Here is a 24,538-nt window from a genome sequence, read left to right as displayed (position 1 = left end):
TTTTCGTGGTGTCCTAAGGGAGGAGAGAGAGGGAGAGAGGGGAACATAGAGACGGCGAATCGCGTTTGGTGGTGACCCCCCCCCCCCACACCCTCCGCCACGTGCCGCTCTCGCCTTCCCGCCGCCGTCCGTACGGCTCAACTCACCACGTCTTGCCCGCCTGTTCCCGCACCGCGCGGTTGATCCGGTTGAAGAAGTTGGTCAGCGACGCCTCGAGGACGATCGTGCCCAGCTGCTCCTCGCTGAAGTGCTCGGAGGCGGCGTCCCAGATCTCGTCGGTCACGCCCGGCGCGCCGTCCTGGATCCGGGTGGCGGCCTCGGCCAGGGCGAGGGCGGCCCGCTCCTCCTCGGAGTAGAACGGCGTCTCGCGCCACGCGACGACGTTGTCCAGCCGCTCATCGGTCTCGCCCGCCTTCCGGGCCCCCGCGACCGAGGCGTGAATGCACGGACTGCAGCCGTTGATCTGGCTGACGCGCAGATGGACGAGGGCCAGCAGGCGGTGGTCGACGCCTCCCGAGTGAATCGCCTTGTAGAGGTGCTGGATCGCCGTGGTGACGTCGGGATTCGGCGCGGCGTTCACGCGTGCTTCCATCGGAGCTGCTCCTTCATCGGTTACCTGTGCCCCTTTGGGCCCGTCATCCCCATGACGGAGCAGTCCCGAGGAAGGTAACAACATGTCCGACACCAGCTCGGCGGACCCGATGGCCGAGGCGTTCGAAGTCCAGCGAGACCGGCTGCGCGCCATCGCCCACCGCATGCTCGGATCACACGCCGACGCCGAAGACGTGGTCCAGGAGGCCTGGTTGCGGCTCTCGCGCCAGGACGCGGCGGGCATCCACAACCTCGCGGCCTGGCTGACCACGGTGGTCGGACGGATCAGCCTCGACGTCCTGCGTTCGCGTCAGGTCCGCCCGGAGACGCCGTACGACGACGGCCTGCTGCCCGAGCTCGTCGTGACGGTCGACGACGGACCGGTTCCGGAGGACGACGCGGTGCTCGCCGACTCAGTCGGGCTCGCCCTGCTCGTCGTCCTGGACTCACTGGGGCCCAACGAGCGGCTGGCGTTCGTGCTGCACGACCTGTTCGCGGTGCCGTTCGGCGAGATCGGCCGGATCCTCGGCAAGTCCACCGCCGCCGCCAAGATGCTGGCCAGCCGCGCACGCAGGAAGGTGCGGGGCGCCGAGCGGCCGACAGGCACCGGACGCGAACAGCGGGAGGTGGTCCGGGCCTTCCTGGCGGCGGCCCGCCACGGCGACTTCGAAGGCCTGCTGCGCGTCCTCGACCCCGAGGTGCGACTGACCGTCGACACGCCGTCCGGCACGGTCGTCGCCCTCGGCGCCACGAAGGTCGCGACGGGTGCGCGGCTCTCCGCCTCCACGGCGGCTCAAGGGCGCGCGGTACGCGTCAACGGCCTTCCCGGCTACGTCGCCTGGCGCGAGGACGGCACCCCTCTCTCGCTGCTCGCGTGCACGGTGACCGACGGCCGGATCACGGGCATCAGGATCGTGACCGACCCAGCGAAGCTCGCCCGGATGAACCTGCCCGATCCGGCGTGAGCCCGCGGACCCGGTCGTCCCCGGTGGTCCTCAGTCGTCCCAGGTCTTGCGCTCGAACGCCGCAGGCCCGGTGACGAGGGTGTGCGGCGGAACGTCCTTGGTGACCACGGCGCCGGCGCCGACCACGGCACCGGCACCGATGGTCACCCCGGGCAGAACCGTCACCGCGGCACCGAGCCACGCACCGGCTCCGATGGTGATGGGCGCCCGCGTGATGAACTCGGGCCGCTCGGACGCCCGGACCGGGTGATCGGAGGAGATGAGGTTGGTCTTGGGTCCGATCAGCACCCCGTCGCCGAGGCGAATGCCGCCCTGGTCGTAGAAGACGCAGTTCTGATTGACGAAGACGTGCTCGCCGAACTCGATGCGGAGCCCGTGATCCGTGTAGAAGGGCGGATAGACGGTGACCGAGGCAGGCAGCGGCTTGCCGATGATGTCGGACAACAGGGCCGCACGCCCCGCATTGTCGTCGAAGGGCAGGACGTTGAGCCGCGAGGTGAGGGCGGTGACGTGCTCGATGCGCTCGGCCACGCGCGCCCATTGCGGGGTGTGGATGTAGAGACGGTTCTGATCAGCCATGAAGACTCCCCATGAGAACTCCTGACGGCGGCAGGGCACCACGGCTCGCGGCAGTGTCGCCCGGCCAACCAAAGGTTGACCCGGGACATGGAACAGACCGCCCTGCCCCTGCATCAAGCAACAACCAGTGCGTGTGTGAACAACGTTTGGTTGTCCGCCTAGGATGGGCCGCATGGACGTCACCGCCGTGCGCACCTATATCGCCGTCGTGGAGGCGGAGCAGTTCCAGGAGGCAGCGATCGATCTGTCGGTCACCCCGCAAGCGGTGTCGAAGCGGGTGGCCGCGCTGGAGAAAGAACTCGGCGTCCAGCTGTTCACGCGCGACGCGCGCGGAGCGAGACCGACCATCGACGGGCAGGCCTTCCTTCCCCACGCCCGAGCCTTCATCGAAGCCGCGGAACGCGCCGTGGCCTCCGTGCGGCCGGGCCACCGGGCGCTCCGAGTCGACGTGATCGGCCGGCAGCTCTCCCTTGCCGGCCTGCTGCGCGGATTCCACCGGGCCCACCCCGACACCGAACTGGACGTCGTGACGCTGTTCGACTCCGCCGCGGCGCTGTCCGCGGTACGCGACGGAGTCATCGACGCGACGTTCCGCGCCGTCACGATGCCGGGCCGGCGACTCCCGCACGGCGTCGAGGCCACCCCCGTCCTCGACGAACCGCTGCACCTGTTCACGGGCCCGGACCACGAGTTCGCCGACGCCCCCGCGATCCGTCCCGACCAGCTCGCCGGCCACCGGATCTGGATGCCCGGCAACACCCCGGGCACCGAGTGGGCCGCCTACTACGACGAGCTCGCCGCGACCTTCGGCTTCACCATCGACTCCGTCGGCCCGGACTTCGGCATCGAACCCCTGCTCGACACCATCGCCAACTCCAGGACGCTGGGCACCTTCGTCAGCGAACAGACCCCGCTGGTCTGGCCCGCCGGCCACGACCTGCGCCGCATCCCCCTCAGGGACCCGACCCCGGTCTACCCCCACGCCCTCGTCCGGCGCCCGGACAACCCCCACCCGGCCCTGACCACCCTCCGCGACCACCTCACCGCGGCCTACCCCGGCCGCCCGGGCAACGGCATCTGGACACCGTCGTGGACCGAGGGCAGGACGGCTACTTCTCCCAGCCCACCGTCTCCGGCAGCGGACTGTAGAAGATGGTCGCGCCCACGTTGGCCAGGCCCTTCTTGACGCTGTACGTCGACGGGCCGCTGTAGAGCGGGAGCCGGGCGTAGTCCTGGAGGGCCCTTCGTTCGACGTCGTTCGCCGCCGCTGCCTGCTTGTCCGGGTCGGCGATGTCGCTCGTGGCGCGGATCTCCTTGTCCAGCTCCGGGGACCCGGCGCCCGTGAGGTTGGAGTCACGGTCCGAGCAGTACGTCTCGCAGAGGTAGCGGGCCCCGAAGGGGTCCATGGAGCGGTTGCCCGAGAGGAACAGGTCGAACTTCCGCTCACTGAGGATGCTGGAGAAGTCCGCGTCGTCGGCCTTCTTGATGGTGAGGCGGATGCCGGACTGCTTCAGCATCGCTGCGAGCGCGCCCGCCGTCGCCTTGGCCAACGGGTCCTCGCCCAGCAGCGTGTAGCCGACCTCGAGCTTCTTGCCGCCCTTCTCGCGGATCCCGTCGCTCCCGGGCTTCCAGCCCGCCGCGTCGAGTTCCTTCTTCGCCCGGTCGGGCCCGTACTTCAGGACGGCCGAGACGTTGTCCTCGTACCCCTTCTGGAAGCTGTAGAGCAAGGCCGAGCCGGGCAGCGGCTCCTTGTAGTCCAGGCCCTGGAACTGGATCTTCGCGATCTGGCCGCGGTCGACGCTCTCCTGGATCGCCTTGCGCACCGTCTTGTCCCCGAGGACGGGGGACTTGGTGTTGAAGTACAGCGAGTACACGAACGGGCTGCCACCGCTCCGGATCTCCGTGCCCTTGAGCCCCTTCACCTGCTTCAGGCTCTCGGCGTCGACCGCGGAGACGTAGTCGAGCTGGCCGTTCTTGAACGCGTTGATCGCCGCGGTCGACTCCAGGTTCACATAGACGCGCTTGTCCAGCTTGCCCTTCCTGCCCCACCACTTCGCGTTGCGGACGAACGTGATGTTGCCCGAGTGGGTGTCCCACTTGCCGACCGTGTACGGGCCCGCGCCCCACTCGGGATGCGCCTTCTTCACGTACGCCTTGTTGAAGTTGTCGACCTTCGCGGCCTTCGGGTGCAGGAACGTGGTGAACAGGCTCGGCCAGGAGGCGTTGACGCCCTTGAAGGTGACGACGGCCTGCTTGTCGTCCTTGCCGCGCGCGACGTCGGTGATCTGGCTGTAGCCGTCGGTGGTCGAGGCCGCGTAGTCCTCGTCGGAACCGTTGTTGGCCTTCCAAGTGGCTTTGATCGCGGTCCAGTCGATCGGTGTTCCGTCGTTGAAGACGGCCTTCTTGTTGAGCGTCAGAACGACCTTCTGGTTGCCGTCCGCGACGGACACCTTCACGTCGCTGAAGTAGTCCGGGTTGTACTGCACCGCGCCGGTCGGCGAGAAGGTGATCGCGTTCGCGTTGTACCAGGCCCACACCCGGGACGCCGTCAGCGTGCCGTTGACGTGGAACGGGTTGCCCTGCTCGTCGAACGTGCCCGCCGTCGTGTAGGTCCCGCCGTCCCTGAGCTTGTCGTACGCCTTCGGGTTGTAGTCGGCGGCTCCCGAAGCGGCGGACGGGGCGTTGTCCGAGCCGGAGCCCGCGGCGCCGTCACCGGATGAGGACTGGCACGCGGTGGCGGTGACGGAGACGGCTGCTATGAGGGCGACGGGCAGGGCCAGTCTTGTGCGCATGGGAAAAGCGTCCTTGAGTCGAAGGTTGGTGAAGGGAAGGAGAGGGGCGTCGGCTACGCGGCGTGGCAGGCGTACGCGTGAGTCCGCTGCCCCGGCACCGGCCTGGTCGCGGGACGCTCCGTACGGCACCGCTCCCGGACGTCGTCACCAGCGGACCGGTACAAGGGACAGCGGTCGACGAACACGCAGCCGCGCGGCAGGTCCGTGGCGCTGGGCTGCTCGCCCTTCAGGACGATCCGCTCACGGGTGCGTTCGCGCTCGGGGTCGGGTATCGGGATCGCCGACAGGAGGGCCCGCGTGTACGGGTGCCTCGGGTCGGAGAAGAGCGTCTCCGTGTCGCCGGACTCGACGATGTGCCCCAGGTACATCACCGCGATGCGGTCACAGATGTAGCGGACCACGGCGAGATCGTGGGCGACCATGAGGTAGGCGAGCCCCAGCTCACGCTTGAGCCGGCCGAGCAGGTTGATCACCCCGGCCTGCACCGAGACGTCCAGGGCGGAGAGCGGCTCGTCGAGGGCGAGCAGCTTCGGGTCCGTGGCCAGCGCCCGGGCGATGCCGATCCGTTGGCGCTGGCCGCCCGAGAGCGCGGCGGGGAAGCGGTCGCTCACCGCCGGGTCGAGACCGACCAGCGTCAGCAGTTCGGTGACGCGGGAGCGGACGGCGGCGCGGTCGCGTCCCACGGCCCGCAGGGGTTCGGCGAGCAGTTGGTGGACGGTGAGGCGCGGATCCAGGGCGCCCGTCGGGTCCTGCATGACGATCTGCACGTCGTGCCGCAAGGTGCGTCCGGTCCTGCGAGGACCGGCTGGAGCGTCGTGGGTGGCGTGGGCGCCGCCGACGACGGACGTACTGACGGCGGCGCCACCGACCGAGGCGCCTGCCCCTGCACCTGCACCCGCTCCTGCACCCGCGTCCGCACGAGCTGCGTGATCCACCGCCGCCCCGATCTCGATCCCCCCGATCTCGATCCGGCCGCCCTCCGGTCGTCTCAGCCGCAGGATCTCCATCAGCGTCGTCGTCTTGCCGCTGCCCGACTCGCCCACCAGGCCGAGCGTTTCTCCGGCACGCAGTTCGAAGCCGACCCCGTTGACCGCGTGCAGCGTCCCGACCCTGCGCTTGATCAACGCGCCCTTGGTGACGGGGAAGGTCTTGACGAGGTCTTCGACGCGCAGCACCACATCACCGCCCGCGGCCCGCCCGGGGTCCTCCTCCCGGTCGACGGGCACGACGCCCCCCGCCGGATCCAGCGTGCCGTCGGCGATCTCGGCCGCCCGCAGGCACGCCACCTCCCCGTGTCCCGTGACCTCGCGCAGCTCCGGTTCCTCGGCGCGGCACGCGTCGAGCGCGACGGCGCACCGGCTCGCGAAGGGGCAGCCGCCGGGCAGGCCCGACAGGGCGGGCGGCTCGCCGCCGATCGGGACGAGGGGGCGGCGGACCCCGCCGTCCACCGTCGGCACCGCTGCCAGGAGCCGTGCGGTGTACGGCATCGTGGGCCTGCGGAACAGCCCGTGCACATCCGCCTTCTCGACGAACCGCCCCGCGTACATGACGGCGACGTCGTCCGCGTGGCCCGCCACGACGCCGAGGTCGTGGGTGATCAGGACGAGCCCGGCGCCGGTCTCCCGCTGCGCGAGACGGAGTACGTCGAGGATCTGCGCCTGCACGGTGACGTCGAGCGCGGTCGTCGGTTCGTCGGCCACCAGCACCCGCGGCCGGTTGGCGATCGCCAGGGCGATGACGACGCGCTGGCGCATGCCGCCGGAGAACTGGTGCGGGAAGGACGTGGCCCGGCCCCGCGCGCCGGGGATGCCGACGAGGTCGAGCAGTTCGACGGCCTGCTCCCAGGCCGCCTTCTTCGACAGGTTCTGGTGGACCCGCAGCGCGTCCGAGAGCAGGCGCCCCACGGGGAAGATGGGGGTGAGCGCGGACAGGGGGTCCTGGAAGACCATGCCGATGGATTTGCCGCGTACGCGCGACAGCGCCCGGTCGTCGAGGCCGGTCAGGTCCTGGTCGCCGAGGCGGACCTGACCGCGCACGTCGGCGGTGGGCGGCAGCAGCCCCATGATGCCCATCGCGGTGGCCGACTTGCCCGAGCCGGACTCGCCGACGATGCCGAGGGTGCGTCCCGGCAGCAGATCGAAGCTGACGCCGCGCACCGCTTCGACGGGCCCGGCCTCGGAGGGGAAGGAGATCCGCAGGTCCCGTACGGAGAGCACGGGGGCGGCGGTGAGAGGGGAGACCTCGTCGTGCACTGTCGTGGTGAGTGTCATCGTCGGCCTCCCGCCGCGCCGGTCACAGAGGTGGGGTCGAGGGCGTCGCGCAGCCCGTCGCCGATGAAGGTCATCGACACGGTGAGCAGCACGACGAGGCCCGCGGGAAAGGCGAAGAGCCAGGGTGCGCTGGTGACGGTGGCCGCCCCGGCGGCGAGCATCGTGCCGAGGGAGACGTCTGGGGTCTGGACACCGAACCCGAGGAACGAGAGCGCGGTCTCGCTGAGCACGGTCGTGACGACACCGAGCGTCAGGTTGACGATGAGCAGGGAGCCGAGGTTGGGAATGATGTGGCGCAGGATGATGCGCAGGGGGCGTACGCCCATGAACTCCGCCGCCGTCACGTAGTCCCGTTCGCGCAGCGACGTCGAGACGGACCAGATGACCCGGGCCGTGGACATCCACCCGAACAGGGTCAGTACGAGGATCAGGGCGCGCCAGTCACCGGCGAGGCGGTGGGACACCAGCGCGAGGATGAGGAACGAGGGGACGATCAGCAGGAAGTGGATGACGGCGAGGGTCAGCCTCTCCACCCGGCCACCGAAGTACGCGGCGCTCGCACCGATGACCGCGGCGACGGCGATCGTCAGGACGGACACGCTCACGGCGATCACCAGCGACCGCCGCAGTCCGTGCACCGCACTGGCGTAGATGTCGTTGCCGCCCTGGTTGGTGCCGAACCAGTGCACGTCACTGGGTGGCTGGGTGAGGGCGGTGAAGTCGGCGTCGGTGTGGGTGTAGGACGTGAACAGGTCGCCGAAGACACTGAACAGGACGAGCAGCGCGAAGATCACGACGCCGGCGACGGCGAGGCGGTTGCGCAGGAAGCGGCGCAGGTAGAGCCGGCCGCGGCCGAGTTCTGCGCGCGGCCGGGCCGTATCGGTCCGCGGGTGGACGGCCTCTGTTGCTGTCGCCATGTCAGTTCACCCGCACTCTCGGGTCGAGGAAGACCGTGGCGATGTCCGCGAGGATCGCGCCGATCGCGGTGAGCACCGCGGCGAACGCGGCTGTCGCGACCGCGCCGTGCACGTCGTTCTTGCCGATGGTCTGGATGAAGTAGCGGCCCATGCCGTTCCAGCCGAAGATCGTCTCGGTGATGACGGCGCCGGTGAAGACGGCGGGCACGCTGAACGCCACGGACGCCGCCGTCGGGATCAGCGCGGCGCGCAGCGCGTGCCTGCGGACCGCCTGGCTCCGGGTCAGGCCGGTGGCCTGGGCCGTGCGCACGAAGTCGGAGTTGATCGTGTCGAGCAGCAGCGACCGCTGGGTCAGGTGGTAACCCACGTATCCCATGAGTGTCAGCGTCAGGGTCGGCAGGATCAGGTGGAGGAGGCGGTCACCGATCGTCGGGAGCAGTCCCTCCACGTCGGGTGAGTTCTCCCCGGCGACGTACAGGAAGTGGAGCCCGGCATGCTGGTTGAGCCAGATGGCGACGAAGACCACGGCGAGCGCCGCGACGGGTGTCGGGACGTTGAACAGCGCGATGGACACCGCCTGCGAGACGCGGTCGGCGGGGCCGTACTGGCGTGCGGCGGTGTAGACGGCGAGCGCGACACCGATCACGACGGACAGGACGGTCGCCATGACGACCAACTCGGCGCTGACGAGGGCGCGGTGACCCACCTCGCCGTTGACGGAGATGCCGGTGGGCGAGCGGCCCCAGTCGAAGTGGAGCGTCACGGAGGTGAGCCAGTGCCACCACCGCTGCACCAACGGCACGCCGGGGTCGAGGTTGTACGGGGCGAGGGCGCCGGCGATCTGCGCCTCGCTGCGGGCGGGCCGCAGCTCCTTGAAGTTCGAACGCGGGTCGAGAAACCAACTGGCCAGGAAGTACGTCGCGTTGGTCGCGACCGCGATCATCAGGAGCCAGCCACCCGCCTTGCGCATCACATAGCGCACGGCGCGGACCGCCCCCTCACCACACACGTGGGACGCGCCGAAAAGGCGCCGGACAAACAGGTGCAGTACATGTGTGGTGGTGCTTTCTGAGGATGTACGGGTATGGAACGGTGCCGCGAAGGACGAATGTCAGCTTGATCCGTACTGACCGGCCGCGCCAGCTTTTGACCGCTTCCGCCACGAGGCCGCAACACTGTCGCGGAGCGCGCAATGTTCCCGTAGGAGCCGCAATGCTCCCGTAGCAAAACGATCACCGGCGGCGTCAAGGCGAGGCAAAATATCGTCGAGTTGGTCCAGTCCATTGCGCCGGTTCTTTGCGGACGCGGGAGCGTGGCGGAGGGGCCCGGCGTCACGCGGTGGTACGTCCGCACGCCCTCCCGTCCGCGTTGACATGCCCACGGGCAGTGGTTCTCTGAAAGGTCCGTACCGCAGGAAGCGCGTCCTCACCTCATGAAGGAGAGCCGTGTCCTTACGCAGATTCGTAGACAGGGCCGTACGCAGACCCGAACGCAGATCCTCACCCGGACCCGCTGCCGGACCCCATGGCCGCCCGGCCTTCCCCCGGCGCCTCATCGCCGTCCTCGCCGTCTTCGCACTGGCGCTGGCCGGACTCACCGCACTCGCGGCCCCCGCCGTCGCGGCCGCCAAGCTCACCGCCACCTTCGTCAGCGAGGGCAGCGGTACGTCCTGGACCGGCAAGTTCGTCGTGAAGAACAGCGGCGACACGGCGGTCAGCACCTGGTCCATCGAATTCGACCTGCCCGACGGCGTCACCATCGGCGACCACACCCACGGCACCGCCGAGATCAAGGGCAAACACGTTGTCGTCACGCCCGCCTACTACAACGCCCGTGTCCCCGCGGGCCGCGACACCGAGCCGTACAGCTACACCTTCCGCGGCAGCGGCCAGCTCAAGCCGCCCACCGGCTGCCTCATCAACGGCGACAAGTGCGACGGCACCGCGGCCGTACCCCCGAAGGCGCCCGCCGGACTGAATGTCGCCGACGCCACCGCCCGTACCGTCAGCCTGAAGTGGACGGCGGCCGCGCAGGGCGACTTCCCCGTCGCCTCGTACGAGGTACTGCGCGGCACGACCGTCGTGGCGGCCAGCGCCACCACGCAAGCCACGGTGCGCGGCCTCGAACCCGCGACCGCCCACCAGTTCAGCGTCCGCGCCAAGGACTCGCGCGGCAACACCGGTGAGGCGAGCGCCCCCGTCACCGCGACGACTGTGGACCCGGCGACCGACACCGTGCCGCCCACCGCGCCCCGCAACCTCCGCGCCAGTGACGTCACGTCGAGCACCGTGAAGCTCGCCTGGGACGCGGCCACCGACAACCAGCGCGTCGCCGCGTACGACGTCTACCGCGGCACGACCCTCGTGGAGAGCCTGCCGGCCGACACCCTCACCAGCACGGTGACCGGCCTGACGCCCGCCACGGAGTACACCTTCACCGTCAGGGCGCGGGACGCGGCGGACAACGCCTCGCCCGCGAGCAACCCCCTGTCCGTCACCACCAAGGAGGCCGTGGGGGAGGGCGGTTACGCGAAGGTCGGATACTTCGTGCAGTGGGGCATCTACGGTCGGCAGTACTTCGTCCGGGACCTGGAGACCTCCGGCGCCGCGGCCAAGCTCGACGTCATCAACTACGCCTTCGCCAACATCGACCCCAAGAACCTCACCTGCCTCAACGGCGTCACCAAGGGCACCACGCAGAACCCCCAAGACCCCAACCAGGGCGAAGGAGCCGGGGACGCCGAGGCCGACTACGGCCGCGCCTTCCCCGCCGGGCAGTCCGTGGACGGCGTCGCCGACGACGGCTGGGGCAAGCTGCGCGGCAACTTCAACCAGCTGAAGAAGCTCAAGGCCAAGCACCCGAACCTCAAGGTGGTCGTCTCGCTCGGCGGCTGGACCTACTCCAAGTACTTCTCCGACGTCGCCAAGACGGACGAATCACGGAAGAAGTTCGTCAAGTCCTGCATCGACATGTACATCAAGGGCAACCTGCCCGCCTACAACGGAGCGGGCGGTGACGGCGTCGCCGCGGGCATCTTCGACGGCTTCGACCTGGACTGGGAGTGGCCCGGCTCGCCTGACGGCCACCCCGGCAACCACTGGAGCACGGACGACAAGGCCAACAACACCGCCCTGATCGCCGAGTTCCGCCAACAGCTCGACGCGCTCGGCGGCGGCCACCGACTGCTCACCGCCTTCACCCCGGCCGACCCCAAGAAGATCAACGAAGGCTGGGAGCTCAAGGAGGTCTTCAAGCACCTGGACTTCGGCAACGTCCAGGGCTACGACTTCCACGGCGCGGGCAGCGACAACTCCTGGGAACCCAACCGCACCGGGCACCAGGGCAATCTGTACAAGGACGCGCAGAGTCCGTACGCCAACGACTTCAGCGTCGACGACGCCGTGAAGGCGTACACCGACCAGGGCATCAAGCCGCGCAAGCTGACCATCGGCTTCCCGTTCTACGGACGCGGCTGGCAGCAGGTCGCCGACGGCGGCGCGCACGGCGAATGGCAGAGCGCCAACGGCGCCGCGCCCGGCCAGTTCCAGGAGGAGGCGGGCACACGCGGCTACGACAATCTGGTCGCCGCCTTCCCGAACCTGACCGTCTACCACGACGAGCAGTCCATCTCCACGTACGGCTATACCGGGCCGAACGGCCAGTGGTGGTCCTTCGACGATCCCTGGTCCATCGAGAAGAAGACCCAGTACATCAAGTCCAAGGGTCTGCTCGGCGGAATGATCTGGGAAATGTCGGGGGACACCTCGAACAACACCCTGTTCAACGCCCTGGACCGCGGTCTGAAGCAGCCATGACGGAGGGACTGGCACGCTAACGCCGGGGGCGGTGCACCGACCCGGTGACACCCGGGCCGGGAAGAGCCTCTTCCCGGCCCGGGGGCGTGCCGCGCGAAGTGGTCAGCCGACCAGTCCGCCGGTGAAGCGGTCCCAGACACGGTGCTGCGAGAGCAGCTCCCGCATCCGGTCGAGTACCGCGGTGCCGCCGGAGCCGAGTACGACGCCGGGTGCGTCGGCCGGGACGCCCGCGGCGTCGAGGACCCGCTCGGCCCCGGCCCAGCCGCCGATGGCCTTGCCGTGGCGGAACGCCTCGTCCAGCAGCAGCCGCAGCCGCGGATCGGGCTCGGAGCCCGCGGTCTTCGCCTTCGAGTCCCGCGCGGGCAGCGCATCGGCGCCGGCCGCGGGGCTCCCCACCACCAGCAGGGCGTCGAACTCGATGGAACGGGCCGTGGCGAACGTCCGCTGCACCGTCAGGGGCGCACCGTCCGCGTCCAGCTTTCCGCCCGCCGGGGCGACGACCAGCGGCACCATGCCCGCGTCGAGCACGGACTGCCGGACCGCCCGCACACCGTCGGGGTCCTCCGTCCCGTCCGTCACGATGCCGATGATCCGTCCGTCCAGCGGCCACGTCCGGCCGACCTGGGAGAGGGCCGGGCTGGGCAGCGCGTCCCGGAGCGGCACGGTCGGGGCGGGAGCGGGCAGACCGAGGGCGGCTGCGACCTGGGCGCACAGGTCGGGGTCGATGTTGGCCAGAGCCTGCAGACCACGTTCCTTGACCGCCTGCTCGTAGCACTTGCCGAGCTCGAAGGAGTAGGCGTTCGCGATGTGCTCGCGCTCCGGCGGGCTCATGCTCAGCCAGAACATGCGCGCCTGACTGAAGTGGTCGTCGAAGGTGGCAGGCGCCTCACGCACTTTGCGCGACGCGGGCAGCGCGACAGGCACCTCGATGTCCGCCCCGGTGCCGGCGCCCGCCATGAACGGGCAGCCCCCGTCGAGCGAATTGGGGTGGTACGGCGCGACGCCGCGGTGCACGGCCGTCTGGTGCATGCCGTCCCGCAGCATGTCGTTGACCGGGGCGTGCGGACGGTTGATCGGCAACTGGGCGAAGTTGGGCCCGCCGAGCCGGCTGATCTGGGTGTCGAGGTAGGAGAACAGCCGCCCCTGGAGCAGCGGGTCGTCGGTGACGTCGATCCCCGGGACGAGATGGCCGACGTGGAAGGCGACCTGCTCGGTCTCGGCGAAGTAGTTGGAGGGATTGCGGTTGAGCGTGAGCAGCCCGATGGGCTGCACCGGGGCCAGCTCCTCCGGCACGATCTTCGTGGGATCGAGGAGGTCGATGCCCTCGAAGGTCTGCTCGGGGGTGTCGGGGAAGGTCTGGATCCCCAGTTCCCACTCGGGGTGGGCACCGGCCTCGATGGCGTCGGCGAGGTCGCGGCGGTGGAAGTCGGGGTCCACACCGCCGGCGATCTGCGCCTCCTCCCAGACGAGGGAGTGCACGCCGAGCCGTGGCTTCCAGTGGAACTTCACCAGGGTGGTCTCCCCGGCCGCGTTCTCCAGCCGGAAGGTGTGGACTCCGAAGCCCTCCATCATCCGGTACGAGCGGGGGATGCCCCGGTCGGACATGTTCCACAGGGTGTGGTGGGTGGCCTCGGAGTGCAGGGTGACGAAGTCCCAGAACGTGTCGTGCGCGCTCTGCGCCTGCGGGATCTCGCGGTCGGGGTGGGGCTTGCCGGCGTGGATGACGTCCGGGAACTTGATGGCGTCCTGGATGAAGAACACCGGGATGTTGTTGCCGACCAGGTCGAAGGTGCCCTCGGTCGTGTAGAACTTCGTCGCGAACCCGCGGGTGTCACGCACCGTGTCCGCAGAGCCGCGTGAGCCGAGGACGGTGGAGAACCGGACGAACACCTCGGTCTCCACGCCTTCGCCGAGGAAGGCGGCCTTGGTGACGCCGGCCGCGTTGCCGTAGCCGCGGAACACACCGTGGGCGGCGGCGCCGCGCGCATGGACGACCCGCTCCGGGATCCGCTCGTGGTCGAAGTGGGTGATCTTCTCCCGCAAGTGGTGGTCCTGGAGAAGGACGGGCCCGCGCGGGCCGGCCTTGAGCGAGTGATCGGTGTCGTACAGCCGGTCGCCCTGCGCGGTGGTCAGCCACTCGCCCTGCTGCGCGGCCGCCGCACGACCGTCACGCGACGGTGTACCGGTGGGACTCACAGGTTTTGGACCGGTCTGGTCGGCCTTCGGCGGCAGCGGCTCCCGCGGCTCGGTCGGCTCGGCCACCGCCGGCGACTCGGGGCCGGGCTTCCCCGGCACTCCCTCCTCGGGCCCCTGTCCCCCCGTGACCGTGTCCTTCAGCTTCTCCACCGCGGCCTTCACGGGGTGCTCGCCGTCCATCTTCATCTCCTCTGCTGCGATGTGTCGCGTACGGGGCGCCTGAGAAGCCCGCACGCGATGGTCGAAACGGAGTACCCGAATTTGACCGTTCCGCACCGATCGGTGCTGCCAAATGCGCAGAAGTGGAGATGACGCCTGCCGAGGGCGCGTAAAGCTGCCCTTGCTCGGGCGCGCGGCGCCCGAGGCCCCGGCAAGTCGGCGGTGGCCGGGAGTCGTCGGCCACGTACAGGCGCGTGAGCGGGCCGAACCGTGCGGCAGTCAGCCCACCGCCCTGTCATGGGGAGAACCGGTACGGTCCATCTGCCTCCAGGCGCGGCGAGCACGGCGGACAGCAGTGCAGAACGCGACGGCCCCGGCCTTGGCGGCGCTGCCCGTGCTCTGCAGCACGAACCACGGCATGAGGGAAAGCGCCCACCGTGAACGAAGCAGGTCAGCCGGTGGGCGAAGCGAAGTGGTCGGCGTCTGGCGCGCAGGGCGAGGCGCACCGCGGTGCGGTGTTCACCAGCAGTGCCTCCAACACTCCGCCGGGATGACCACCCGGCATCTCCCGCATGGTCACCTCGGACACCGGCCCTCCGCAACGACGATCCGTCTCAGTGGGCGAGCTCGCACAGGAAGCAGACCGAGTCGCTACTCAGGCGGTGAGGTGCGTGTCCTTGGCGACGGAGGTCCGACGGGACGCCGGGGACCGGCCGGCCGCTGCCAGAATCTCGTCGGCGGCCGCGATCGCGGCGTTGATGGAGCGGGTCCCGGTTATCGCGCACAGTGCGTGGGTCACGTCCGCCAGCTCCCGCTGCCAAGCGGGTACGGGCTTCTCCGCGAGTGCGATGCGCGCGTTCGCGTAGCGGGTCAGCAGGCTCCTCACCCGGCGCGGGTCCGACTTCGACACGACCACAGGCTCCTATCCAAGCGCTCGTCAGTGCTCTACGGCTGCCCCGAGAACGCGCTCTCATGCCGAGCCGATGGCCGCTTCGACGACGCGCGCACGCTGTGCCCGGTGGCGGGCATTAGACTGCACCTATGTTCGCTGCCGCACAGAATCCGTCCGCCGCTTTCGACGTGGTCTGCATGACCGCGTCGCTGGGCGGCGTGAGCGCCTACCGCGAGATTCTGTCGTCGCTGCCCGAGTCGTTTCCCGCCGCGCTGGTGCTGGTGCAGCACCGGCCGGTGCGCGAGTTCGACCTGCTGGTGAAGGTGCTCCAGTACCGCTCCGCGCTGCCGGTGCGACTGCTGCGGGACGCCGACCAGCTGACGCCCGGCGTGGTTCACGTGGTGCCCGCGGGCCGTTCTGCCGGCTTCTCGCCGGATGGCTCGGTGACCCTGCATCCCGTGCACGACCACTGCGCGGCGGACCCGACGTTCACCTCCGCCGCGACCGCGTTCGGCCCGCGCCTGCTGGTCGCGGTGCTGACCGGCCGGCAGCAGGACGGGGCCCTGGGAGTACGTCATGTACGGGGTGCGGGCGGCCGGGCGCTGGCCCAGGACCTCGCCACATCAGAGGCGTCCGGCATGCCGAGCGCCGCGATGGCCACGGGCTGCATAGACTTCGTGCTGCCCCTGCCGGTGCTGGCACACGCGCTGGTCAGCCTGGTGATGGTGCCGGGCGCCGCCGGCATGATGCGGGTGTCGTTGCCGCCCTGGGCGGCCGTGATCCCCCCGGCATTGGCCACCTGACCCAGGACGAGAGGCGCACCGCATGGCGAGCGACACGGGCGGCACGTACGACCCGGTGAGCAACCGGATCCTCGCCGCCCTGCCCAAGCCCGCCCGCGAGCATCTGCGTCCTTACCTGGAACCGATCGAACTCGTCGCCGGCGACGTGCTCTACCGCCCCGGCGAGCGCATCGACGCCGTGTACTTCCCTCTGATCGGGGTGTGCTCGATCGTCACTGACCTGGAGGGCCCCACCGTGGAGGTCGCCACCGTCGGCGACGAGGGCATGGTCGGCCTCCCCGTCTTCCTCGGCGTGGCGACCGCCACGGAACGCACGCTGTGCCAGGTCCCCGGCCGGGCCCTGCGGATGGACGCCGACCGGTTCCGTCACGAGATCGCCCTGCTGGACGGGCAGTTGCAACACGCGCTGCAGCGCTTCACCCAGTACATGTTCACCCAGCTGGCACGCAACGCGGCCTGCATCCGCGGCCACCGTACCCACCAGCGCTGCGCGCGCTGGCTGCTGATGACCGCCGACCGCATGCACAGCGAGCGCTTCGAGCTCACGCAGAAGTTCCTCGCCCAGATGCTCGCCGTACGCAGGTCCTCCGTCAGCGAGGTCGCCGGCGCGCTGGCCGCGGACGGCTGCATCCACTACAGCCGCGGCACGATCACCATCCTGGACCGCGACCGCCTGCAGGCCCACGCCTGCAGCTGCTACGAGGTCATCCGCGACGCACACGCCGCGGCGCTGCCTCCTTACGCGGACGCACCGGAACCTTCCCGCTGAACCGGAAGAAGCCGAGCTTCTCCCGGTTGAGCCGAGTTGGCCCGCGCCTGGCCCGGAAATGACTGCCCGGCAACCGGCGGTGCAGCCGCCTCGGCCCGGATGTTCACCCGCGCCCGTTCCGGCCAATGACCTGTAGGGCGTGCTATCTCCCAGGTGCCCCGGTGGCCATACTGCCCGAAACCGCCGGTGGCTACCGTGCCGCTGCGGCTATCAGGGAGGGAAACATTGAGACGGTTACGTTGCTTCGCGATCCTGTGCACAGTCCTGGGTGGCCTGCTTTTCACCACGACTCCCGCACACGCGGCCACCTCACCTGCCCGCCCGGACTCCCAGTCCGCTCGCCTGGTGCCGCTCCCCGCCCACCCGAACACGGCTCCTGCGGTCGCAGCCGGCCAGGTCACGAGAGTCGTTACCTACATCGTCGACGGCCAGAACGACAATGTGTCCGGCTGCACTGTCACCTTCAGGAACGGCCCGGCCCCCGCCCTGTTCCTCTGCGGGACTGTGTTCACGAAGTTGGAATGGGCCGACGGGCACTCCGAGTTCATCGGACTGGGAACGGACCATCGGGTGTGGACGTCGTGGATGACGGTCCCCGGCGATGTCGGCTCCTGGGCTCCCTGGGGAAGCCTTGGCGGCCATGACCTCAAGAACGGCGTGACGGCCGACTACACTCCGACCCTCTATGTGCGCGGCGGAGACGACCGCTGGTACTGCCGCACGTACAGCGGCGGCTGGGGCGACTGGTACGACTGCACCTGACGGTCTCTGGTCAGCCCGGTCAGCCCGGTCAGCACGGGGACGGTGGAGCACTGGCCCCCCCGGGGTGTTTCGAGTGCCGGATCGTGACGTCCAAGGGCAGCCGGGCGATCAACGCCTCAACGTAGACCGGGTGACCGATCTTGGAGTTGATGGTGGTGGCGGTCGTGTGGGCGCCGGGCGGACGTCCGCGGGCCGCCCGGTAGACGCCGAGCGCCTGCATATCGTTCGCGGTGACGATCGCGGTGGGCCGATCAGGCCGGCCGAGCAGGGTGCGTGCCGCGGCCTGTCGCCCTCGCGCCCCCGGGGCGGAAGGGCACCGGGGGCGCGTCGTGCCGTACGTGCGTCAGGCCTTGCGGGTTACGGGGCGGTGCCCCATAGGAGTTGGCCGCCGGAGTAGACGCCGATCTTCGGTGCGTCGGTGTATGTGCTGGCGGTGCCGTGGCTGTAGTCGTCGGCCTCGTTGAGGTTCGACCAGTCGCTGCGGTGCAGTCGCAGTTGGATGTCGCCGGTCGAGGCGCCCGCGGTGAGTGTGCCGCCGGTGAGGTTGACCTTCAGGTAGCGGTTGGCTCCGGTCGTTGTGCCGTTCGTCGAGACCGAGTGGGTGAGGTTCGAGCAGCCGATCTGTGCCCAGTCGCACCAGGTGGTGTACGAGGAGGCCGAGTCGTCGAACCAGTAGCGGATCTCGACGTCCTTCAGGCTCTGCGTACTGCTGCCGGTGTTGACCAACTGCAGGTTCATCCCGATGGCGCTGTCCGTGACGCTCGTGTCGCTCGTCTTGTACTGCACCTTCAGATTGCCGGTGCCCGACCCACCCCCCGAAGTCGTCGTGCCGGTGACCTGCGCGGACTGGGCCGAGGCGTTCCCGGCGGCGTCCCGCGCCCGCACCTTGTACTGGTAGGTGGTGGAGGCGGTCAGAGCGCTGTCGGTGTACGTCGTGCCGCCGGTGGAGCCGACGAGGGTCCCGTTGCGGTACACGTCGTACGACGCGACGCCCACGTTGTCCGTCGAGGCGGTCCAGGACAGGGACACCGAGGACGCGGTGGTGCCCGTCGTCTTCAAGCCCGCCGGGACACTGGGCGCCTGGGTGTCGGGGCCCGGGTCGCCGCCGCCGTTCAGCGGCGGGTAGGCGTTGGTCAGCAGCATCTGGAACTGTGCGGAGAACCAGCGGCCGGCCAGCGGGGCGTTGGCCATGGCGCCGGTCGGATTGTTGCCGTTGCGCGCGTTGCCCTCATAGGTCGGGTCGCACATCCGGTCGAAGCCCTTGCCCTCGTCGTTGTCGACGGGCTGGCTGTTGCCGTCCGACTCGCCCGGGGGCTTGGCCCACACGTACGCGTCGATGCCGGGTTCGGGCGCGGTCCGCGGGCGTTCGCCGACTCCGGCTCCCTGCTGGTTGCACCAGTTGCCGGTGTGGATGCGGCGGTCCACCCTGCCGCCGTCGACGTAGGCGTCGACGGAGGTCTGCGGGCCGGGTCCTGTGGGTCGTGCGGCGCCGCCCCAGCCGTTGCGGGCGGTGTCGATGAGCATGCCGAGGCCGGGGTTGAAGCCGCCGCGGCTGACCAGGCGGTCGCGCAGCGCCTGGGCGAAGGACAGCTCGTCGACGTAGTAGTTCCAGTCGACCCACTTGGCCTGGCGCACGGTGGTGCCGTTCACCGAGTCGGTGACCTTGAAGTTCGGCTCCTTCAGCGCACCGTAGTTGGCGGTGTTGACGATGAAGCCGGCGACGTCGTCGACCGTCGCGCCCTCGGTGGTGGCGGCCTTCTTGAACTGGTCCACCGCCGGGTCGAAGTTGGTGTCCCAGCCGAGCCAGCCGTGGTGTCCCGCGTCGATGTAGTTGTAGACGTTGGGGATGTCGCCGAGCTTGTTCAGCGCGTAGCCGACGCCCTTCTCGTACGACCCCAGCTCCTTCACGTGCCGGCAGGCCTCCGTGGCGCCGGCCGCGCTGCCCGCGTTGGTGACCATGTTGGGCAGCGAGTCCGGCTCGATCAGCGCGGAGATCCGCAGTGCCGCGTACTTAGGGTCGGCGAGGATCTCCGCGATCGGGTCGATGTACTCCGACTTGTACCGGCCGAGCTCCTCCGCTTTCAGCTCGCCGTTGGAGGCGAGCGCGGAGCAGTCGCGGCCCGGCAGGTCGTAGATGACGACCTGGAAGAGCGTGGCGCCCTGCGTCAGCGCGGTGTCGAGGTGGGCGCGCAGGCCACGGCCGTTGGAGGTGCCGGTGATCGCGGCGATCCGGTCCATCCATACGAAGCTGGGCTGGTCGGCGATGACGGAGCCGCCGGGCTCGGCCTTCGCCTTGGCGGACCAGTCGGGGTTGACGTACGGCTTGGCGCCCACGTACGGGTTGTCGACGCGGGCCGCCGCGGCCGCCGAGGCCGGTGCGGTGGGCAGCGCGACGCTGAGCGTGGCGCCCATGGCGAGCGCCGGCAGCAGCGCCGCGAGCCCCCTGAAGCGGCTCTTGCGTCTGAGGTGCATGGTGGTGTTCATCGTTGCTTGGTGTTCCTCTCGGATACTCGGATAAAGGTGTGCGGAGGTACGGCCCGGTGGCGGGAGGCAGCGGGAAGGATTCCCGCCATCGGTGTCCGGGGGTTGCTCAGGGCGCTGTGCCCCACAGGAGTTGGCCGCCGGAGTAGACGCCGATCTTGGGTGCGTCGGTGTATGTGCTGGCGGTGCCGTGGCTGTAGTCGTCGGCCTCGTTGAGGTTCGACCAGTCGCTGCGGTGCAGTCGCAGTTGGATGTCGCCGGTCGAGGCGCCCGCGGTGAGTGTGCCGCCGGTGAGGTTGACCTTCAGGTAGCGGTTGGCTCCGTTCGTCGAGACCGAGTGGGTGAGGTTCGAGCAGCCGATCTGTGCCCAGTCGCACCAGGTGGTGTACGAGGAGGCCGAGTCGTCGAACCAGTAGCGGATCTCGACGTCCTTCAGGCTCTGCGTACTGCTGCCGGTGTTGACCAACTGCAGGTTCATCCCGATGGCGCTGTCCGTGACGCTCGTGTCGCTCGTCTTGTACTGCACCTTCAGATTGCCGGTGCCGGTCCCGCCGCCGGGCTCAGTGGTGACGCTCACCGGACCGGTGGGCGGCGAGACATTCCCGGCCGCGTCCCGGGCGCGCACGGTGTAGCTGTACGCGGTGGACGACGTCAGTCCGGTGTCGGTGTACGTCGTGCCGCCGGTGGAGCCGACACGTGTGCCGCCGCGGTAGACGTCGTACGACGTGACGCCGACGTCATCCGTGGCGGGATCCCAGGCCAGCGAGGCGGACGACGAACTCGCGCCGGTGGACCGCGGGTTGCGGGGCGCGGTCGGCGGCGTGGTGTCCCCGCCGCCCGAGCCCTTGCCGGCGTCGAACGAGAAGGAGTTCACGCCAAGGCCCTGGCCGCCCTGCCAGATCTCGAAGCCGGCCTCGGCGTCGATCAGGTAGTGCGCGGGGTTGATCTGTCCGCGCGCGGTGGCGTCGTCGACGAGGCGCTTCACGTCGAGGTCGGTCACCGCGGTGGCGCCGCCCTGCAACACGTACGAGATGACCTTCCACCCGGAGGCGCCGGGACCGGTCCACACGTCCCACGTCCGGCCGTCCGCGGTGATCGTCGCCGTACGGGAGCCGATGGGCTGGACGCCGCCGCGGTGGTTGATCCAGATCATCACCTCGGTGCCGTCCGGCTGGTCGTCGGTGGTGGGCGTGGAGTTGAACCACAGGTCGTACGCGGCGTTCCAGGCACCGGAGGAGACCTGCGTGGTGTCGAACGTCGACCGGGCGCTGCCGAGCTCGCTCACCCGGATCGGCAGGCCGCTGTTCGTCGTGCACGCGCCCCAGTGGCAGCCCTTGTAGCTGGAGGGGTAGGTGGCGGGCGGCCCCGCCGTGGTGAGCGAGAAGTTCGCCTCGGTCAGCTTCCAGGCGCCGGTCGCGGTGTCCACGCCGACGCACTGGCGGGCCGAGGAGTTCCACTCGTTCTGCTGGTACGTGTACGCGCCGCCCTGCATCTCGGTGGTGCCCCACTGGGTGCAGTCGGTGACCGGCGCGGCCGCCGCCGGGCCCGCTCCGGTGAACAGCGCGAGCCCGGCGAGCAGGATGCCCGCGGCGGTGGCGGCGAGGGCACCGCGCAGGTGCCGTCCCGTCACGGCGCCGTCCCCCAGACGAGCTCGCCGCCGACATGCGCGGTGATCTTGGAGGCGTCCGCGAACGACGTGTTGGTGCCCCGGCTGTAGTCGTCGGCCTCGTTGAAGTTCGACCAGTTGCTGTTGTGCACGCGCAGCTGTATCTCGCCGGAGTCGCCGCCCGCGGCGACGCTGCCCGCGCCGGCGCTGAAGCCGACCTCCAGGTAGTGGTCCGCACCGGTCTTCGGGCTGCTCATGGCGACCACCCGGTGGGTGATGTTGGCGGCGCCGAGCATCGCCCAGTCGCACCAGGTGCTGTACGTGGACGGGCCGCCGTCGCCGGTGAAGTAGTAGCGGACGGTCACCGTGGAGAGGCTGAGCGCGCCGCCTCCGGTGTTGCCGACCTTCAGGGACATGCGGATGGCGTTGTCGGTGGCGTTGGAATCGGTGCTCTTGTACTGGACCTTGGCGCCGCCCGTACCGCCGCCGGCTTTGGTGGTGCCGGTGACCTCGGTGGACAGTGCGGAGGCGTTGCCCGCGGCGTCGCGGGCGGCGACCCGGTAGTGGTAGGCGGTGGACGCGGAGAGCCCGGTGTCGGTGTAGGTGGTCGCGGTCGGGGTGCCGACCGGGGCGCCGTCGCGGTAGACGTCGTACGCCGCGACGCCGGTGTCGTCGGTGGACGCCGTCCAGCTCAGCGACACGCTGGTGCCGGTCGTCGCCGTCACCGTCAGGCCGGTCGGGACGGTCGGCGCGGTGGTGTCGCCACCGCCGGGGCCGCCCTCGTCGCCGAGGAGCTCGGCGTACGAGGCGAAGGAGAGCGCCAGCGCCGCCTGCGCCCAGAAGCGGTGGTACGTGAAGACCGGCGGGGCGCCGCCGTCGAGGTACGTCTGCACCTTCGACCAGCCCGGCTCCTGCTTGAGCCACGGTCGCATCCCGATGAAGGTCGTGCCGGAGCCCAGCTTCACGCCCTGCGGGGAGGTGCCGGACCAGCCCGTCGGGAAGTACACCGGGTCGTCGAAGCGGTCGTAGTCGCGGCGGGTCTCGGGGACGGCGATGCCCTTGGCGTCGGCGTGCTCGGCCATGGCGTCGAGCAGGGACTTGGCGAGCCCGGCCGCGTCGGCGTCCCCGGACTTCGCGGCGTAATAGATCAGCGTCATGGACAGCGCCGCGCCCACGCCGACGTCGTCGCCGTAGTCGACGACCGACACGTGCAGGCCGGTGTTGGCGCCGGGGTTCGTGGCGTTCCAGGTGTCGGGGGCGCCGGTCCAGCGCAGGGTGGCGGGGAAGCGGTAGCTGCCGTCGGCGCCTACGGTGGTCTCCTCGGAGGCCCAGGCCACCCACTTGTCGAGGACCGCCTTGGCGGTCGCGTTGTTGGTGACGTAGTAGTACTGGGCGACGCGCTCCATGCACCAGACCTGGAAGCCGAACCAGTTGTTGCTCGGCGGGTCGTGGTAGACGGGCTGCCAGTCGTACGCCATGCCGTAGAAGGTCGGTGTGCCGGCCGGCGGGGTGCCGTACTGGCCGTCCCAGCTGTTGGAGCAGCCGCCGGCGAGCCCGCCCTCGGAGGACTGCAGCCAGCGCAGGAACTCCAGCTGCCGGGTGAGCGACTTCTGCCAGTCGCTCTTCGCCGTAGGTGACTTGGGGGTGAGGGCGGGGATGGTGGACAGCGCCCAGGCGGCGAGGGGGTTCTGGTAGCCCTGGTGGGCGATGCCGTCGCCGATGCGCCAGGCCCAGCCGCCGCCGGTGCCGGACGAGCCGCCCCAGGCGTAGTACCAGGACAACAGGTAGTGCTGCGCGTCGCGGCCGGAGGCGGGCTGACAGCCGGTCGGGCTGGTGCAGTTGCCGATTTTCTTGAAGTACTTGTCGAACATCGCGTAGCGCAGGTAGTCGCCCATCTTCGCGGCCTTGGCCACGGACGCGGAGACCTGGCCCGCCTTGCCCTGCGCCGTCGCCCAGGTCAGCGCCCAGTACGCGGCCTGCACGGCGCGCGCGTCGGCGTCGGGGGCGTTGGTGTACTTCCACTGCTTCGCGTACGAGCTGTCCTTGACGAACAGGTCGAGGTAGCCGTTGGCGCCGCCGTACTTGAAGAGGTCGGTGCTGGGCTGCGGAATGGTCTCCCAGACGGACTCCTGCGCGCCGCGCTGGTAGCTGTTGACGAACGACGCCATCTTGCCGGGGCCGAGCTCGTCGCCGGTGCCGGGCTTGTTGCCGAAGCCGTAGACGTTGTCGAGGTCCATCAGCCAGTGCATGCCGTAGACGTCCATCGTCCCGTACGCGGAGGCGAGTTCGGTGGCGATGGGGTCGGCGCCGACGGGGATGGAGGAGTCCATCTGGGACGGATAGCTGGTGACCTGCGGGTGCTCGGGCGCGTAGGTGGCGGGCTTGGAGGGGCTGTACGAGTCGTTGGTGGGCTGGTCGGCGTGCGGCGGGATGATCGAGGCCTCGGCGACCTCCCATGACTTGTTGAACGGGGCCCAGTCGCCGGTCACCCGGCCGTACGCCGCTTCCAGCCAGATCCAGAAGCTGAACGCCTCGGAGGTCGTCTGGTGGCCGTGGTCGGGAGCCTCGACGATCAGGGTCTCGGCGCAGTGGTACGGGATGCCGTCCGGGCTGAAGTAGCCGCTGGCCGGGTTCTTGATCTTGTTGTACTGGGTGAGGAAGGCCTGGGTGTAGGGGCCGTCGTCGGCGGCGGCCGCTTGTGCGGCGGACCCGGCCGGGGCCTCGGCAGCCCGGGCGAACGCCTGCCCGGCGCCGAGGGCGACGAGCGCGCCGCCGGTCACGCCGACGAAGGAACGCCGAGAGAGTAAAGCGGATCTTTCGGATCTTTCGGATCTTTCGGGCATTTTGGGGTGTTCGGACACAGGTCCTCCAAGAGGGGGTCCGGGTGGGAGTGGTGGTGGTGCCGCCGGAACGGTCCGGGCGGGCGGGGCCGGCCGCCCGG

The 24,538-nt window shown here is 69.9% G+C and carries 17 protein-coding genes; 6 read left to right on the top strand and 11 right to left on the bottom strand.

The window, feature by feature from the left end:
* Nucleotides 1–142 precede the first annotated feature (142 nt).
* Complete coding sequence (locus AC07DO_RS08990; protein WP_479057970.1) at nucleotides 143–592, bottom strand: carboxymuconolactone decarboxylase family protein; 450 nt, start codon at nucleotides 590–592, stop codon at nucleotides 143–145.
* A gap of 82 nt (nucleotides 593–674) precedes the next feature.
* Between AC07DO_RS08990 and AC07DO_RS08985 the strand changes: the two genes are divergently transcribed.
* Entirely contained in the window at nucleotides 675–1,556 is an 882-nt protein-coding gene (locus tag AC07DO_RS08985) for a sigma-70 family RNA polymerase sigma factor (protein WP_479057969.1), read from the top strand.
* A gap of 30 nt (nucleotides 1,557–1,586) precedes the next feature.
* Here the strand turns inward: AC07DO_RS08985 and AC07DO_RS08980 are convergent, their stop codons facing one another.
* Complete coding sequence (locus tag AC07DO_RS08980; protein ID WP_479057968.1) at nucleotides 1,587–2,135, bottom strand: DapH/DapD/GlmU-related protein; 549 nt, start codon at nucleotides 2,133–2,135, stop codon at nucleotides 1,587–1,589.
* Nucleotides 2,136–2,307: 172 nt separating this feature from the next.
* Between AC07DO_RS08980 and AC07DO_RS08975 the strand changes: the two genes are divergently transcribed.
* A complete protein-coding gene (locus tag AC07DO_RS08975) occupies nucleotides 2,308–3,321 on the top strand; it encodes a LysR family transcriptional regulator (protein ID WP_479057967.1) in 1,014 nt (337 codons plus the stop codon).
* On the opposite strand, the gene AC07DO_RS08970 is transcribed toward AC07DO_RS08975, so the two are convergent.
* From AC07DO_RS08970 to AC07DO_RS08955, 4 genes are read right to left on the bottom strand one after another with little or no spacing between them, the layout of a single operon-like run.
* The gene (locus AC07DO_RS08970; protein WP_479057966.1) at nucleotides 3,245–4,927 is read right to left on the bottom strand and encodes an ABC transporter family substrate-binding protein; all 1,683 of its coding nucleotides are present in this window, start codon (nucleotides 4,925–4,927) and stop codon (nucleotides 3,245–3,247) included. The genes AC07DO_RS08975 and AC07DO_RS08970 overlap by 77 nt on opposite strands.
* 53 nt (nucleotides 4,928–4,980) lie before the next feature.
* Nucleotides 4,981–7,197: a dipeptide ABC transporter ATP-binding protein gene (locus AC07DO_RS08965; protein ID WP_479057965.1), complete on the bottom strand. Its 2,217-nt coding sequence runs from the start codon at nucleotides 7,195–7,197 to the stop codon at nucleotides 4,981–4,983.
* The gene (locus AC07DO_RS08960) at nucleotides 7,194–8,114 is read right to left on the bottom strand and encodes an ABC transporter permease (RefSeq protein WP_479057964.1); all 921 of its coding nucleotides are present in this window, start codon (nucleotides 8,112–8,114) and stop codon (nucleotides 7,194–7,196) included. Before AC07DO_RS08960 ends, AC07DO_RS08965 begins: the two co-directional genes overlap by 4 nt.
* Before the next feature lies 1 nt (nucleotide 8,115).
* Entirely contained in the window at nucleotides 8,116–9,084 is a 969-nt protein-coding gene (locus AC07DO_RS08955) for an ABC transporter permease (protein WP_479058573.1), read from the bottom strand.
* A 583-nt stretch (nucleotides 9,085–9,667) separates the two neighbouring features.
* Here AC07DO_RS08955 and AC07DO_RS08950 point away from each other — a divergent pair.
* Nucleotides 9,668–11,929, top strand: coding sequence for a glycosyl hydrolase family 18 protein (locus tag AC07DO_RS08950; RefSeq protein ID WP_479058572.1), 2,262 nt, complete (start codon nucleotides 9,668–9,670; stop codon nucleotides 11,927–11,929).
* 102 nt (nucleotides 11,930–12,031) lie between these two features.
* Here the strand turns inward: AC07DO_RS08950 and AC07DO_RS08945 are convergent, their stop codons facing one another.
* Together AC07DO_RS08945 and AC07DO_RS08940 are read right to left on the bottom strand one after the other, a co-directional pair.
* On the bottom strand, nucleotides 12,032–14,305 hold the full coding sequence (locus tag AC07DO_RS08945) for a catalase (protein WP_479057963.1): 2,274 nt from the start codon (nucleotides 14,303–14,305) through the stop codon (nucleotides 12,032–12,034).
* A 634-nt stretch (nucleotides 14,306–14,939) separates the two neighbouring features.
* Nucleotides 14,940–15,194, bottom strand: a complete 255-nt coding sequence (locus AC07DO_RS08940) for a DUF5133 domain-containing protein (RefSeq protein ID WP_479057962.1) — start codon at nucleotides 15,192–15,194, stop codon at nucleotides 14,940–14,942.
* A 131-nt stretch (nucleotides 15,195–15,325) separates the two neighbouring features.
* Between AC07DO_RS08940 and AC07DO_RS08935 the strand changes: the two genes are divergently transcribed.
* From AC07DO_RS08935 to AC07DO_RS08925, 3 genes are all read left to right on the top strand, one after another.
* Nucleotides 15,326–15,979 (top strand): chemotaxis protein CheB, encoded by a 654-nt coding sequence (locus AC07DO_RS08935; RefSeq protein WP_479057961.1) that lies wholly within the window; start codon nucleotides 15,326–15,328, stop codon nucleotides 15,977–15,979.
* A gap of 22 nt (nucleotides 15,980–16,001) precedes the next feature.
* Nucleotides 16,002–16,748 carry a Crp/Fnr family transcriptional regulator gene (locus tag AC07DO_RS08930; protein WP_479057960.1) on the top strand — a complete coding sequence of 249 codons (747 nt, stop codon included), beginning with the start codon at nucleotides 16,002–16,004 and terminating at the stop codon, nucleotides 16,746–16,748.
* A gap of 504 nt (nucleotides 16,749–17,252) precedes the next feature.
* Nucleotides 17,253–17,510, top strand: a complete 258-nt coding sequence (locus AC07DO_RS08925; protein ID WP_479057959.1) for a hypothetical protein — start codon at nucleotides 17,253–17,255, stop codon at nucleotides 17,508–17,510.
* A gap of 357 nt (nucleotides 17,511–17,867) precedes the next feature.
* Here the strand turns inward: AC07DO_RS08925 and AC07DO_RS08920 are convergent, their stop codons facing one another.
* The 3 genes from AC07DO_RS08920 to AC07DO_RS08910 all read right to left on the bottom strand — a co-directional run bounded on the left by AC07DO_RS08920 (nucleotide 17,868) and on the right by AC07DO_RS08910 (nucleotide 24,440).
* Complete coding sequence (locus tag AC07DO_RS08920; protein ID WP_479057958.1) at nucleotides 17,868–19,994, bottom strand: glycoside hydrolase family 6 protein; 2,127 nt, start codon at nucleotides 19,992–19,994, stop codon at nucleotides 17,868–17,870.
* A 106-nt stretch (nucleotides 19,995–20,100) separates the two neighbouring features.
* Nucleotides 20,101–21,621 carry a GH12 family glycosyl hydrolase domain-containing protein gene (locus tag AC07DO_RS08915; protein WP_479057957.1) on the bottom strand — a complete coding sequence of 507 codons (1,521 nt, stop codon included), beginning with the start codon at nucleotides 21,619–21,621 and terminating at the stop codon, nucleotides 20,101–20,103.
* Nucleotides 21,618–24,440, bottom strand: a complete 2,823-nt coding sequence (locus tag AC07DO_RS08910) for a glycoside hydrolase family 48 protein (RefSeq protein WP_479057956.1) — start codon at nucleotides 24,438–24,440, stop codon at nucleotides 21,618–21,620. The genes AC07DO_RS08915 and AC07DO_RS08910 overlap by 4 nt, the downstream gene beginning before the upstream one ends.
* Nucleotides 24,441–24,538 lie beyond the last annotated feature (98 nt).

The organism is Streptomyces sp. NPDC045678 (assembly GCF_056432085.1).
The sequence above is the reverse complement of the archived record's forward strand: the minus strand, read 5'-3'. Positions and strand labels throughout refer to the sequence as shown.